The 14,418-nt window shown below is 59.8% G+C and carries 8 protein-coding genes; 1 reads left to right on the top strand and 7 read right to left on the bottom strand.

Annotated elements, in window-relative coordinates; all coding sequences use genetic code 11:
* Positions 1–13: 13 nt before the first annotated feature.
* The 6 genes from PI86_RS05915 to PI86_RS05890 all read right to left on the bottom strand — a co-directional run bounded on the left by PI86_RS05915 (position 14) and on the right by PI86_RS05890 (position 10,256).
* A complete protein-coding gene (locus PI86_RS05915) occupies positions 14–1,750 on the bottom strand; it encodes an HsdM family class I SAM-dependent methyltransferase (protein WP_039319796.1) in 1,737 nt (578 codons plus the stop codon).
* 673 nt (positions 1,751–2,423) lie between these two features.
* Positions 2,424–3,311, bottom strand: coding sequence for an isocitrate lyase/PEP mutase family protein (locus PI86_RS05910; protein WP_039319898.1), 888 nt, complete (start codon positions 3,309–3,311; stop codon positions 2,424–2,426).
* Between the two features lie 578 nt (positions 3,312–3,889).
* Positions 3,890–5,341 carry an IS1182 family transposase gene (locus PI86_RS05905; RefSeq protein ID WP_039319794.1) on the bottom strand — a complete coding sequence of 484 codons (1,452 nt, stop codon included), beginning with the start codon at positions 5,339–5,341 and terminating at the stop codon, positions 3,890–3,892.
* Between the two features lie 193 nt (positions 5,342–5,534).
* Positions 5,535–6,494, bottom strand: coding sequence for a dimethyl sulfoxide reductase anchor subunit family protein (locus PI86_RS05900; RefSeq protein ID WP_039319792.1), 960 nt, complete (start codon positions 6,492–6,494; stop codon positions 5,535–5,537).
* A gap of 34 nt (positions 6,495–6,528) precedes the next feature.
* Positions 6,529–7,272, bottom strand: coding sequence for a 4Fe-4S dicluster domain-containing protein (locus tag PI86_RS05895; protein WP_039319789.1), 744 nt, complete (start codon positions 7,270–7,272; stop codon positions 6,529–6,531).
* Positions 7,273–7,301: 29 nt separating this feature from the next.
* On the bottom strand, positions 7,302–10,256 hold the full coding sequence (locus tag PI86_RS05890; RefSeq protein WP_039319786.1) for a molybdopterin oxidoreductase family protein: 2,955 nt from the start codon (positions 10,254–10,256) through the stop codon (positions 7,302–7,304).
* A 1,292-nt stretch (positions 10,257–11,548) separates the two neighbouring features.
* Between PI86_RS05890 and PI86_RS05885 the strand changes: the two genes are divergently transcribed.
* Positions 11,549–12,748: an MFS transporter gene (locus PI86_RS05885; RefSeq protein ID WP_039319783.1), complete on the top strand. Its 1,200-nt coding sequence runs from the start codon at positions 11,549–11,551 to the stop codon at positions 12,746–12,748.
* 369 nt (positions 12,749–13,117) lie between these two features.
* Here the strand turns inward: PI86_RS05885 and PI86_RS05880 are convergent, their stop codons facing one another.
* The gene (locus PI86_RS05880) at positions 13,118–14,401 is read right to left on the bottom strand and encodes a dicarboxylate/amino acid:cation symporter (RefSeq protein ID WP_039319781.1); all 1,284 of its coding nucleotides are present in this window, start codon (positions 14,399–14,401) and stop codon (positions 13,118–13,120) included.
* Between the last annotated feature and the right edge of the window lie 17 nt (positions 14,402–14,418).

The raw sequence follows: 14,418 nt of genomic DNA, 5'->3' as shown, positions 1-14,418 counted from the left end.
TAGGCAAGAGGGATTACTGCTCTTGAAGCGCTTTGCGCGCCGCACTCGGCATGTCATATCCCCGCGCGAGGAAACCTCTGAGTCGCCCGGGGTCGGGCAATCGAAGCTGACTGAGCTCGAAGACGGATACGTTTGTCACCCCTGAGATGCAGCGGAAGTAGCGGTCCACCGTGGGCGTGGCGAGTAATTGCGCAAGCTCCTCCGGAGTGAGCGCGGGCTCTAGGCTCACCTGCTCGAGGATGACGGTGTGGTTCTCGCCGACGAAACCGCCGTAGGTTTCGATTAGTGGACGCGGTACGGCTGCGGCTACCAGACGTCGCGGTTGGTCGTTAGAGGTGACGCGCTGTAGCAAGACGCTGGGCCTGCGGACGACCGAGCGGTGGTCTTTCGCCCCGAGGTTCACGAAGCAGTGCTCCCGGTTTGCTTTCGGTGCTCCGGAGAAACGCAGACAACCATCCGGCGAAATATCGCTCGACCACAGCAGCGGGACAGCGGTTCCTCCACGCGCGTGCGCTGCGCTTTTCGCTGACGGGTAGGTTGTGCGCGTGTCTCGGTTCCACACGAAGGCGCCGATACGCGGTGTATAACCGTAGTCGGCAAGGGTTGCGCGCGACTTTGCGGCGCTCTTGAGCAAGACGACGTCGCTTTCCGTGCGCGGAATTGGCCACGCAGTGCCCGAGTTAGGAAGGACACAGCGGCCGACGTTGACGTAGTGGCCGTCGCGGGCGACAACCGACACGTCTGCTTCGGTGACGGGCACATGCCCAGCCTGTTCGCGGCGCGCCAACGTCAGTGCAGTCTCCTGCTCTACGTCGATGAATACGCCGAGCCGGTCGCTGACCATGCCGATACTGAGCACGTTGGCTTGGGTCAGCAGGAATGTGCGCAGCTTCGAGAAGTATTGACCGGACAGGAAGCTGGTGGGGGTTACAAGTGCGCAGGTGCCGCCCGGCGCCAACAGCTTGACGCACAAGGCAACGAAAAGCGCGTACAGGTTCGGCTGCGCTTCGATGATGTCGGCGAAGTTCTCTAGGTAATGCGCGACCTCGGCCGACGGCATCTTCCGGAACGGTGGGTTGCAGACCACGACGTCAAGGGTTCCGAGCAGGCGCTGAGCCCGTAGGAGCGAGTCGCCGTGGTGAACCTGGAACTTCGGTCGCTCACCGGTCGCGACAACCTCGTCATGTAGGACCATCAGCAGAAAGTGCTTCGACATCTCGCACAGGGCGGCATCCTTGTCGAATCCGAGGAGGTGACGCTGCACGTGGTCGAGGATTTGCGCGGCGGATGCTCCTCGCTCGCGCAGCATATCACGCATCCGCATCGCAATCGGCGCCAAAAACGCTGCGCCGCCACAGGCGGGGTCGCAGAACTTTCGGACCGCGAAGTCGACGCCACTTGCCGACAAGTCGTCTAGCAGGCGCCTGGTCAGCGATGGCGGCGTGAAGAACATCGCCAGTTGCTTACGGCGCTCTTCGCCGGCGAGCTGGGCATATGCCGAGGAGAGCCAGTAAGTCGCCTCAAGAAGGTCCTTGCTCTTCACGAAGTCGACGAATGCGGCCACGGCCGGGTCATTCCGCAACTGTGCATTCGCTTGCAGGCCGGAACGCGGCAGCCCCGGGTACGACTCCTTGCACCAGCGAGCCAATGCGCTGCCGACGACAACGTCTGTTCCAAGTTGCGCGTCTTGCATGACAGCACGAAGGGCGCGAATAAGGCGAAGGAAGTGGGACTTGGTGGCTGGTGTCATCGGCAGGTGGCTGTCGGGTCTGCTCGCTGCGTCGGTCTGGTTCTTTAGTGGCTCCCAGAGCGGACTCGGGGCGCCTTGACCACAGGCTCGTCGTGTGTTGCGTGCGCATCAATGTCAATATCACGCTCCCGGCAGAAGCGCAAAACCAGCGCCTCCGCCAGGTTCGTCTTACCGCGGTTTTCCGGTGCGGCAGCTCGCTGTAACAGTCGGGCAAAGTCCGGGGTGACCCGGAAACCGAGCGAGACCGTGCGTTCGGCAGTCGTGGCGGTCCCCGTCTGGCGAGTGGAAGTCTACTATACGTTCCTTCGTGACGATGGGCTGCCCGAGTTAGCAACGCGTTTCAAGGTGTGCCCAAACGCCCGGCTCCGGTTCGGCCGACTCAACTTTTCGTCTACTAGCGGAAAGGGGTTCCCCGAGTTTCGCCGCCACAATGTCGATATCGCGTAGCTTGCGGCGGACGGACAGACCTTCGCCTTCTGCGCGCGTCCAATTGTTCGTTGATCGTCGCCCGGCCCAGCTTCGGACGGGCTCGGACCACGAGCCAAGTTCCACGCATAAATACGCTTCATACAACCTGCGGATAACGACGAGCCACTATCCTTTCCCCGGACCCGTCGTTCTCAGAAATCATGCAGGGCAAACTTTCCCCCTAAGCATTCTCCGCTGTACCCCGTTACCGATCATCTCCGGTGTACTGTTTCTCGAGTAGATCGAAGAATGGTTTGTCGACCAGGCGTTGACGTTCGCTGAACGGAGCAAGGATTTCCGGGTCCTCATCAAGCTTCCCTTCTTGTTGCAAAGTCGTCAGCGCTTTTTTCATACCCGCCACGGCGCTCTGGAGTGCCGCATTCGCGTACAGCACAATACCAAAACCATATTCCGCGAGCATGGGTTGTGGAACGACCGGAGTCTTCCCACCGACAACAAGATTGACCAATTGCGGTGCCTGAACGAGCGATGGCAGACGCTTGATCTGTTCGAACGTCTCGACTGCCTCGACAAAGAGAACATCTGCACCTGCCTCCGCGAAGCGATTGGCGCGTTCAATAGCCTCATCAAAACCATGCACTGCACATGCGTCAGTCCGTGCGACAATCAGAACGTTGAGGTCATCGCGCGCATCTGTCGCAGCATGCAGCTTTCCAACCATCTCAGCGGTGGAAATAACCGCCTTTCCTGAAAAGTGCCCGCATTTCTTAGGGCTAGTCTGATCTTCGAACTGAATCGCATCTGCGCCGACGCGCTCGAGGGTTCTCACGGTATGGCGCACATTCAGCGCATTCCCAAATCCGGTATCCGCATCCACCAGGATCGGCAAATCGACGACTTCTCGTATCCGGGAAGTATGCTCGGCGATATCACTCAAGCCAATGAAGCCAAGGTCCGGCAAACCAAGCGACATGTTGGTGACTCCGGCCCCTGTCACGTAAAGCGCTGTGAAGCCAGTGTCAGCAATCACGCGCGCGCTTAGCGCGTTGAACGCGCCTGGCATAAGTAGGCCACGGCGCTCCATGACCGCGGTCCGAAATTTTGCACGACGTACGCTAGACGAATCAGACATCATTGCTCCTTGTTGAGGTAATTCCGATGCGCGGTGATCGGGAAAAATACGCTGGTATTCCCAGCTGTCGTTACAACGATCTGGCTCCGGACCACTGGTCGATGCCGACCGTCACGTTGCATTCGTGACGGGTCTTGCAGGTGACGCAGCGCCACTCTGGCATCCGCACATACGTCCCGCCCTCGCGATACGTGCGAGGCACATTCGCACCGGGTGCACTGTCAAAGCTCACATGACCGACTAAAGTACGACAGGCATATTCGTCGCGAATCGGCATGACGCGTAACACGAGATGCGGATAGCAAGAACCGAACGAACCCGTCATCGAACCTTGTTTGTCGGGTAATCGACCGCCTCCCCAAGATCGATGTTCCGGCACCCGTCGATCGTTCTATCTCCGACAAAGAATGCGTCGATTCGACTTTGGCTCTCGCAATCTCAGACTGCGATCGGCCGAGACTGTGTAAAAACGTCCGGGTCAGCCAGTAGAGCACCGGTGCGCGCGCGTTTGCGTGGCGCTGAGTTGCGCGCGGCGGACCTGATCGTGCGACGCCAGTTAGGGGCGTCGACGCGTGAGATCACGCGCCCACCAACCTCATCGCATGCATCGCCTTGGCGAATCCCAGAATCCTGACGACGCGCTTGAAGTTGTATGCCAGCACGTGCAAGCTCATTTCGGTCGCAACGCAGCCAAGCCCGCGGGTCTGGAAGTGAGTCGAGCCCATCCAGTGCTTGAGTGTGCCGAACACGTGTTCGACTGTACGACGTCGTATCGTCATAGCGTCGAGCTGGCGGTCCAGCCTTTGCTGCATCGCCTCTAGTACCGCTTCGTGCTCCCACCGCCGAATTCGTCGGTAATCAGCCGGCGTACATTGTCTCTTGATCGGGCACCGCGGACACGCACTACTCCAGTAGGTACGTAGGGTCATCAGGTTGCCGCCCTCAACCGAGCTGTATCGGTAAATCGCCCGTTGACCCGCCGGGCACTGATACTGGTCGTCTTCGGCGATGTAGACGAAGTCAGCCCGGTCGAACCGCCCGTCAGCCTTGGCACCGGATGTCAGCGATTTGGGTACCAATGCGGCAATGCCAGCGTCATCGCACGCCTTGATTTCCGGTGCACTGAAGTACCCACGGTCTGCCAGTGCCTTCATCTTCCTCTTGCCCATGGTGTCGCGCGCGGCCTTGGCCATTGGGCTCAACTGCGCCCGGTCGCTGCCGACATTCGTGACTTCGTGCGTCACGATGAGGTGATGTTTGGTGTCGACGGCTACCTGAACGTTGTAGCCAACCACGCCCGTGCCTTTGGCCTGCGAGATCATCGAGCGTGAGTCGGGATCGGTTAGCGAGATCTGCTTTTCGGGGAGGCCTTTCAGGATCTCTGCTGCACGACCCAGATCTCGCATCTGCTCGCGCAGCATGTCGATCTTCTCTTGTAGCCGCTCGGTCTTCGCTTCTACATCGACCGGTTGAGTGCGATCTGCCGTCTCCAGTGCATCCAGGTAGCGCTGAATGCTTTGCTCGATCTGCTCCAGGCGTTTCTCGATCTTGTTGGGCGTGAAGTTACGGTCGCGGCTGTTGACCGCCTTGAACTTGCTGCTATCGATGGCCACGACCGCTTGCGTGAACAGCTTCAGGTCACGGCACAACATCACGAAGCGTCGGCATACGTTGCGAATGCCTTCTCCATTGCTTCGCCTGAACTCGGCAATGGTCTTGAAGTCCGGCGTGAGCCGGCCAGTCAGCCACATCAGTTCGACATTGCGCTGACACTCTCGCTCCAAACGCCGGCTCGACTGCACGCGATTGAGATAGCCGTAGATATAGATCTTGAGCAGCGCTGCTGGATGGTAAGCGGGCCGGCCCGTGGCCGCTGGCGTAGCGCTCTGGAACCCGAGCGAGACCAGTTCAAGCTCCTCTACAAACGCGTCGATGATCCTGACTGGATTGTCCTCGGCGATGAAGTCATCAAGACATTCGGGAAGCAACGTTACTTGCTTGCGGTCCTCGCCTTCGACAAAACGCCCCATCGTCGCCTCTCATTGGAACGGGTTGATCCAGTCTAGGTGATCGAACGCGTTTTTACACAGTCTCGGCCAATTCCGTACCTTCGAACTCAGGGAGAGGCATATACGCCCGCTCTGCCACGTCACATCGTCAACATGTCTTCGTGAAACTGCATCCAAGTACCCGGCAGAACGGCAACAACGCCCCCTCGTTATTTCACGACGCTTTTCCGTAGTACGAATTCTGCGGGTGCCGTGCTTCAGCGAAGAAGAACCACCGCTCGGCCACCAGTCCCGCATACTGAATTACGAATGCCGCAGTCAGCACGGTGATCGACGACCCTACCGACAAAACCCCTGCCGCGCCCAGAGCCGTCAGTCCGAACGGTACCGCGAATGCGCCCATGAGAAACGCCCATTTGACCGCCTGCAATGTCCGCGGTGTCCGACCATGGAAGAATTCGCGCGTATTGAATGACTGAGCTGTAAACCCGCGTGATTTCTGCACGACATTCTGCCCCTTGATGCCTGTAGCACTCTGCAACGTCGACTTTGGATGCAGTCTCGCGTTTCGCAGCAGCGATGCGACGCGGGTAATGCAGCCCGCGATGGTCAGCATGCATGCGCCTAGCGCCAGCGCACCGACAAGCGCCGGCGCAAGGCAAGCCGCACTGACAGTCGCCAACGTGAACCCGGAGGCGCACCCAAGGAGCACAAAATTGATCAAAGTCAGCGGCGTCGCCCATTCCTGAAGAAAGCGCAGGCACGCATAGATCATTGACGTGCAGACGAAGAGCGCTGCGCCAGCCAGCACACCAGCCATGCCGATCGCCAGCGTAAACGGCGACCCAAGCCAGTGCGCGACACCATATGCGACTGCACAGCTGAGAAACACCGGCAGCACCAGACATTCCCGCGACAACCACGACGTGCGCCACATCGCAATCGCCCGCCAGGCACGCTCCGGATGGCCGAGATGGAAAAACGATGCGAAGAGACCAAGTACGCCAAGCGCCGTGCATAGCACAGCACCCGTTACGTAGAAGCCTTGCCCCACCCGGCTGGCCGACATCCACCCGAGATGCCCGGAGATCTCAATGCCGACAAGCGCGATCAGCAGTCCCTGTGCGGCGCCGCAAAGCGTTGTCAGAAACACGACCGAAAATGCAGGCCTCATGAACTCATCTCCAATAGATAGGAATCGATCGCGCTCATACGCGGGTGGCGGCCGAAGCGAGGTTCAGTTCGCCGCGCTCGAGTTGCGCCGCGATCGAGGAATCAGACCGCCCATCGCCTTCGGACTTGCAACCACATGCGCCGCTGCCACACGAAGTGGACTGGGTCTTCTGGCGCGGCAGATAATGATTCGACGGTTGCGTGCCCCACTCGGGCATCAACTGATAGCCGCCGCGGTCACGAATAGCTTTCGACACCACGGATTCCGGATCGTGGATATCGCCAAAGAGTCGCGCCGAGGTCGGACAAGCCAGCACGCATGCCGGCTTGCGGTCATGCTCTGGCAGCGCTTCGTTGTGAATGCGATCGGCGCACAGCGTGCATTTGGTCATTTCCTTGCGCTGCTCGTCGATCTCGCGCGCGCCGTACGGGCATGCCCATGAGCAATACTTGCAGCCGATGCACTTGTCGTAATCGACGAGCACGATCCCGTCCGACTTGCGCTTGTAGCTCGCGCCGGTCGGACACACTGGCACGCACGGCGGATCCTCGCAATGCAAGCACGACTTCGGGAAGTGGATCGTATCGGTCATCGGAAACACGCCCGCTTCGTACGTCTGCACGCGGTTAAAGAACGTGCCGGAAGGATCGTCGTCGTACGGGCGAAGATCGCTGAGGCTGCCCGCCTCGCCCGACGTATTCCACTCCTTGCAGCTCGTCACGCAGGCATGGCACCCAACGCACACGTTCAAGTCGATCACGAGCGCCATCTGGGTCATCGCTGGCTCCTTTTCCTGTTCCCGCTTTTTCAGCTTTTTCCGTTTGACTTGCCGAGCTTGACCGTCTGCTTCAGGCGCTTCGCGAATTCACCGCGTCCTGCGAAATACGCCTGCACGGTCCGCTGCACGATGTTGGCGCCCGTTACGCCCGGCAGCGGCGTCATCGGCGCGAACTGCGGCAACGTGTGATCTGCATCGGCCTCGGCCGGATAGACGCGTACCCGCACGTCGTACCACGCAGCCTGCCCCGTGATTGGGTCGGAGTTTGACATTCGTGCCCCGGGCTCCGCGTCGACCTCAGCATCGGGCAATTCGTCGGTGATCAGGTGGTTTAGCAGGAAGCCTCGCTGCGATTCGTTTGCGTCCGGGCCCAGGCTCCATGCCCCTGCTGCCTTGCCGATTGCATTCCACGTCCACACGGTGCCCGGCTCCACCGCCTCGCTGTAGCGCGCCATACAGCGCACCCTGCCCCACTGCGATTCGACATAGATCCAACCGCCATCCTCGATCCCGTTGTCACGCGCCATCCGCGGATTCATGAACAGGTAGTTCTCGCCGTGAATCTGCCGCAGCCACGCGTTTTGAGAATCCCACGAGTGATACATTGCCATCGGCCGCTGCGTGATCGCCGCGAGCGGATAGCGTTCGACGTCGGTTGCCGCGTTTTCGAGCGGCGCATACCAGAACGGCAGCGGATCGAAGTAGCGTTCGATCCGTGCGCGCAGATGGTCGGGCGGCTGACGTCCGCTCGTCTTGCCTTGGGCAGCGAGACGAAACTTCTGCAGCACGTCCGAATAGAGCTGAATCAGGATTGGCTCATCGAACTTGCGAAAACCGTTTTCGACCGCGAACTTCAGATACGGCCCGTTGCAGTTGCGCATGTATTGCAGTTCTTCCTGCAGCGTGTAGTGGTACACGCAGTTGTTCTGCGCGTATTGCTCCCACTGCCGTGGATTCGGCTCGCCGACGAGCGCCTTGTCGCCGTCCTTGCCGCGCCAGCCGATCAAAAAGCCAACGCCCGAATCCGGCGCGGTCTGGAAGTTCACGATGAAATCCGGGTAGTCGCGAAACTTGCGCGTGCCTTCGGCTGTGGTGAACGCCGGCAACTTCAGGCGGCTTCCAAGTTCGATCAGCACGTCCTGAAACGGCCTGCATTCGCCCGTCGGCGGCACCACCGGAACCCGTACTGAATCCACCGGACCGTCGTACTCGGAAATCGGCCGGTCAAGCATCGACATCGCGTCGTGCCGCTCCAGATATGTCGTGTCCGGCAGGATCAGGTCCGCGAACGCGGTCATCTCCGACTGGAACGCGTCACACACGACGATGAACGGAATCCGGTACTCACCGTTATCGTGTTTGTCTGTCAACATCTTGCGAACCTCGACGGTATTCATCGACGAGTTCCACGCCATGTTCGCCATGAAGATCAGCAGCGTGTCGATCGGATACGGATCGCCGCGCCACGCGTTCGTGATCACGCTGTGCATCAGGCCGTGCACCGCGAGCGGGTACTCCCACGAGAACGCCTTGTCGATGCGACCGGGCCGGCCGTCGTCGTCTACGAACAGGTCCTCCGGCGCGGCGGGCCAGCCAAGCGGGCCGGTCGCAAGCGGTGTTTTCGGTTGCACCATGTCCGGATGATTCGGCGGTTTCGCTGACGGCGGCACCGCGCGTGGATACGGCGACTTGTGGCGAAAGCCGCCGGGCCGGTCGATCGTGCCGAGGATCGACATCAGGATCGACAGCGCGCGAATCGTCTGGAAGCCGTTCGAATGTGCGGCGAGCCCCCGCATTGCATGAAACGCAATTGGGTTGCCGGTGACCGTTTCGTGGGTTTCGCCCCATGCATCGGTCCAGCGGATCGGCAACGTGATCTTGTGGTCGCGCGCGGTCTCGGCCATCTCGCGGGCGAGACGCCGGATCGTGCCCGCCGCAATGCCGGTGATATCCGCGGCCCATTCCGGCGTGCACGATGCCACCTGCTCGCGCAGCAATGCGAACGACGGGGCAACCGGTGTGCCGTCGACCAGCGTATAGCGGCCATCGAGCGCGGGCGTCACGCCGGGCGCGTGGTGCGCGACTGCGCGTCCGCCCTGCGGATCCCACCACATCCTGTTCTGTGGAAAGAGCGGGTTGCCTTCAGGCGTCTCGGGATCACGCACGAACAGACCGAACGTGTCGCGCGACGAATCCATGTCGAGCAGTTCCGCCGCGTTCGTGTAGCGCGTGACGAACTCATGATCATACGAACCGGTCTCTATCAGCTCGTGGATCAGTGCAAGGAACAACGCGCCATCCGTGCCAGGTCGAATCGGAATCCATTCGTCGGCAATCGCAGCATAGCCGGTTCGTACTGGGTTGATCGCAATGAACCGCCCACCATCGCGCTTGAATTTCGACAGCGCGATCTTCATCGGATTCGAGTGATGGTCCTCGGCCGTGCCAATCATGAAGAAGAGCTTCGCACGGTCAAGATCGGGGCCACCAAATTCCCAGAACGACCCGCCCATCGTGTAGATCATCCCGGCAGCCATGTTGACCGAGCAAAAGCCGCCGTGTGCCGCGTAGTTCGGTGTTCCGAACTGCTTCGCGAACAGCCCCGTGAGCGCCTGCATCTGGTCGCGCCCGGTAAAGAGTGCGAATCGCTTCGGATCGGTCGCACGCAGATGCGCAAGACGCTTCTCGAGTACATCGAGCGCCACCTCCCACGACACCGGCTCGAACTGCGCGGCGCCCCGCTCGGCGCTTGCGACGCGCATCAGCGGCTGGGTCAGGCGTGCGGGCGAGTACTGCTTCATAATGCCGGACGAGCCCTTCGCGCAAATCACACCCTTGTTCAGCGGATGCTCCGGATTGCCGTCGATGTAGCGCACTTCGCCGTCGCGCAAGTGCACACGTATTCCGCATCGGCAAGCGCACATGTAGCACGTCGTGGTCTTGACTTCGAGCTTCTCGTTCTGGGTACGCGCGTGATGTTCCATGGAATGTTCCACAAACGTGGTCGGACGACTAGCACCGGCCAATAGCCATTTCGGGTCATGCTACCGGCGCTTCTCACATAAGAAAAATCGTATCCCGCGAGGGAAGTCATCACGTGGCGCGATGGATTGACCCCTTCCGCCATCGTCAACTGAGCGAACAGCCAGTGCGCAACCTAATGCTATGGAGTCGCGTCGATTGCCTCGCGATCATGTCAAAGGAGACCCGCTGACGACTCTTACCGAACGCGCACGATTCCCCAAACACCCATCCACCGACAATGGCAACCTGCACCGCCAAAACGCCATGCCGCGGCCATTGCCATTCCGATGCACCCACCGGACACCCTATTCCACGTCATATCGGTCCACAGCACCCTGCGGGCGAGCTCGAAGGGAATTCGTAAGCCAGCTAAAGTTCAGATTTGTCTCCTTGTGTGAGCGCCACGTGCGCTTGAACGCATACAAGGCACTGCTTGAGATGTGGCTTTGCGCTTGTCGGGCCCATCGGAATCCCGGACGCTGGCTGTCAACAGGAAAGCCGCTTGACGTAGTGCTTACCCCGAACCGATCGTGAATTTGCATCCAACATATTTGCTCATCGCTTTCACAAGCAAGTGAGATTGAGATCAACCCCAAGGAACCTCTACGCGAAGCCTCAGTGGGTGCCCCCTGACGACGTTCATGTGCCTAGCGCAATGTGTTTCGTACATGAGGGGACTTGCCATAGCACCGATATAACGCTGAGCTCATATCAACAGCTCGCTAGCGCTGACACATCGCCTGATCGAAGCCCTCCAAAGCATCCCCAACACTTGAAATCAGATTCAATTGCCTAAGAAGAGTCGCGAGGCAACAATCTGCATTGCCTTGGAGTTCGTTATCTAGCCGCACTCACCTCGTTCGGTTGTTTGGCAACCGCACGGACACCGAGGGCCGAGCGCGTGACGAACTGAGCAAGCGGCCAAACTGTACGGTCTTGCAGCCGAGCTCCCTGCTCTGCACTAGGGCACCATCCCGCCGTCGGTGCCGTCGGCTGGCGCCTGAACCACTTGACTCATCCCAGTTGTCGATCAGCAAGCACGGTGGCTCTCCCGCTATGTCGTTGGAGCGGCGCATACAACCAGCGTTCGTGTGCAGTTCGGTGCACATCAAACAACGACGATACGTTCTCGCGTGATTGCGAACCAGCCATGCCGGACCAGAAGGCAGCCTAGTGAAGCCTTGGCAGGTCAAATTCCACATGGTGTCGACCACGAACGTCGGATGACGGCAATTCACACAATTCAATCCTGATGTCCACTTCAAAAATCAACGCCGATGTCCTCCGCTTAGCCACGGCGCAAGCCCTGGCCGGGGCCAACTCGACTGTCGTCTACGCCACTGGGGCCATCATCGGCCACATGCTTGCTCCGAGGCCCGCCCTGGCAACGGTACCTGTATCCGTCTTCGTTGTCGGCATGGCCGCCGCAACGCTTCCAGTCGGTGTAATGACCCGGCGCTACGGGCGGAGGGCTGCAGCCCTGTCTGGCAATGCGTGTGGCGTGATCGTCGGACTACTGGCGGCGCTAGCCTTAATCATTCAATCCTTCAGCCTGTTTTGCATTGCCATGCTGTTTGGAGGCGCATATGCGGCCGTGGTGCTGACCTTCCGATTCGCGGCTGCAGAATGCGTACCTGCAGAGAATCGTGCTCGGGCCATGTCGACCGTGCTGGCCGGAGGTGTTGCCGCTGGGGTCCTCGGACCTCAATTGGTGACAGCAACCATGAATCTGTGGTCGCCACACGCGTATGCAGTGACCTATCTGGCCTCCGCCGGAGTGGCGGTGCTCTCGGCCATCGTGCTGATGGGCGTGCGGTTTGAGCACCAGCCTCCGGTCTCGCCCCTTGCACAAGGCCGACCGATCTCTGCCATCTTGCGGCAACCGCAGTTCGCAGTCGCCATGCTGTGCGGCGTCGTCAGCTACATGATGATGAACTTTATGATGACGTCCGCGCCGCTTGCCATGGAATTGTGCGGCATCCCGCGTGTACATGCGAACTACGGCATCGAGATCCACGTCATTGGCATGTATGCGGCGAGTTTCTTCACTGGGAAGCTAATCGCCCGCTATGGCGCGCCGGCGGTCAGCTTTGCCGGACTGGTGTTGATTGCCCTATCCGCCATCACCAGCGTGACTGGCTTGTCGGTGAGTCACTTCTGGGTCGCTCTGATGTTGCTCGGCTTAGGCTGGAATTTCGGTTTCCTGGGCGCCTCAGCCATGGTACTGGGGTGCCACACGCCGGCGGAAGGCCCACGCGTGCAATCCGTATACGACTTTGTGGTGTTTGGCGCCATGGTCGTCGGCTCGTTTGCGTCGGGCAGTCTGCTGACGACATACGGCTGGGCGGTGGTGTGCAGCCTGACGCTGCCGCCGACGTTGATTGCCGCAACCAGCCTTTTCTGGTTGCGGCGCGCACAAGCGTCACCCACCCACCTTGCTCGACGCGGTTGATAGTTTTCATCGCTTGAAACAGACCCAGTCCTGATGGCTGTCTTACCTCGCCATGAGCCCTGACTCTCGCGGGAGCTCCAAGAACCCCGTGAGATAGTCAATGTTTTCCTCGCCTCGACGGATGCCTAGATTGATGCATTCTGTCGATGCCGTACTTTCCTTAGCGAACTGCGCGGATCGGTGGGTCGGGCCTCTTTCCGGTCCAAGCCAATCCGGCAAAATTGAAACACTTCGCTAAATTGGAACGACGCAACGTGCTGGCGTTTCCAGAGCCAGCACGTTGCGACAGCAACTTCTCTCTCCAGCATCAACCCGTCCGTTGCTGGAGCCGTCATTGCTGCCAAAGTCGAGTCAACGCACCAGCCCTTCTCAAGCCTCAACACGCTCCGATACTTCAACCGACTCCCCGAGCGCACTGGCGAGTTTCGCGCGATCGAGTTCCTTCTCCCAGGCGGACACGACGACCGTCGCGACGCCGTTCCCTACAATGTTCGTCAGCGCACGGCATTCGCTCATGAAGCGGTCGATCCCGAGGATGAGTACCATCCCGGACAACGGAATCGTCGGCACGACCGCGAGCGTCGCTGCGAGCGTGATGAAGCCCGCACCAGCCACGCCGCTCGCGCCCTTCGACGTCAGCATCGCGACCGCGAGCAGTGTGAGCTGCTGCATCCACGTGAGTTCGATGTTGGTCGCCTGCGCGATGAACAGCACGGACATCGTCATGTAGATATTCGTACCATCAAGGTTGAACGAGTAACCGGTCGGCACGACGAGGCCGACGACCGAGCGCGAGCAGCCGGCCTTCTCGAGCTTCTCCATCAGATGCGGCAGCGCGGCTTCCGACGAACTCGTGCCGAGCACGATCAGCATCTCTTCCTTGATGTAGCTGACGAAGCGAACGATTGAGAAGCCGGCAAAGCGCGCGATCCCGCCAAGCACGACCAGCACGAACACGACCGACGTCAGGTAGAACGTGCCAATCAGCTTGAGCAGCGGCACCAACGAGCCGACGCCGTACTTGCCGATCGTGAACGCCATTGCGCCAAACGCGCCGATCGGTGCCAGCTTCGTGACGATGTGCACGATCCCGAACAGCACACGCGAGATCCCATCGATGAAATCGGTGACGACCTTGCCGCGCTCCCCCAGATGCACGAGCACACTCCCGAACAACAATGCGATCAGTAGGATCTGCAGGAGTTCGCCTTGTGCAAACGCGCTGACTAACGTGTCCGGAATGATGTGCATGAAGAAGTCGACCATCGACTGCCCGTGCGCCTTCGCAGCATACGATGCGACCTCCTTACCGTTTAATGTTGACAGAGCGACGTTGAAGCCAGCACCCGGGCGCAGCAAATGCGTTGCCAGCAGCCCGAGCAGCAGCGCAAACGTAGACACGATCTCGAAGTATAAGATCGCCTTGCCGCCGACCCGCCCGACTTTCTTCATATCCTCCATGCCGGCAACGCCAGTAACGATTGTGCAGAATATGATCGGCCCGATCACCATTTTGATAATTTTTATGAACGCATCGCCGAGTGGTTTCATTTCGACGGCAAACGAGCTCGCATAGTGTCCGACGATGATGCCAGCAAGAATCGCCGCGAGCACCTGAACATAAAGGATCTTATAAAAAGGTTTCTTCACGATTGTTCCATACCAATAGA

It is taken from the genome of Burkholderia sp. A9, assembly GCF_000801975.1.
Note: the sequence above shows the minus strand (reverse complement) of the source record. Positions and strands in the feature narration are given on the sequence as shown.

What these genes read in the sequence shown, in the direction of transcription:
- PI86_RS05915 (WP_039319796.1), bottom strand. Translation starts at nt 1,750, where the DNA reads ATGACACCAGCCACCAAGTCCCACTTCCTTCGCCTTATTCGCGCCCTT.
- PI86_RS05910 (WP_039319898.1), bottom strand. Translation starts at nt 3,311, where the DNA reads ATGTCTGATTCGTCTAGCGTACGTCGTGCAAAATTTCGGACCGCGGTC.
- PI86_RS05905 (WP_039319794.1), bottom strand. Translation starts at nt 5,341, where the DNA reads ATGGGGCGTTTTGTCGAAGGCGAGGACCGCAAGCAAGTAACGTTGCTT.
- PI86_RS05900 (WP_039319792.1), bottom strand. Translation starts at nt 6,494, where the DNA reads ATGAGGCCTGCATTTTCGGTCGTGTTTCTGACAACGCTTTGCGGCGCC.
- PI86_RS05895 (WP_039319789.1), bottom strand. Translation starts at nt 7,272, where the DNA reads ATGACCCAGATGGCGCTCGTGATCGACTTGAACGTGTGCGTTGGGTGC.
- PI86_RS05890 (WP_039319786.1), bottom strand. Translation starts at nt 10,256, where the DNA reads ATGGAACATCACGCGCGTACCCAGAACGAGAAGCTCGAAGTCAAGACC.
- PI86_RS05885 (WP_039319783.1), top strand. Translation starts at nt 11,549, where the DNA reads ATGTCCACTTCAAAAATCAACGCCGATGTCCTCCGCTTAGCCACGGCG.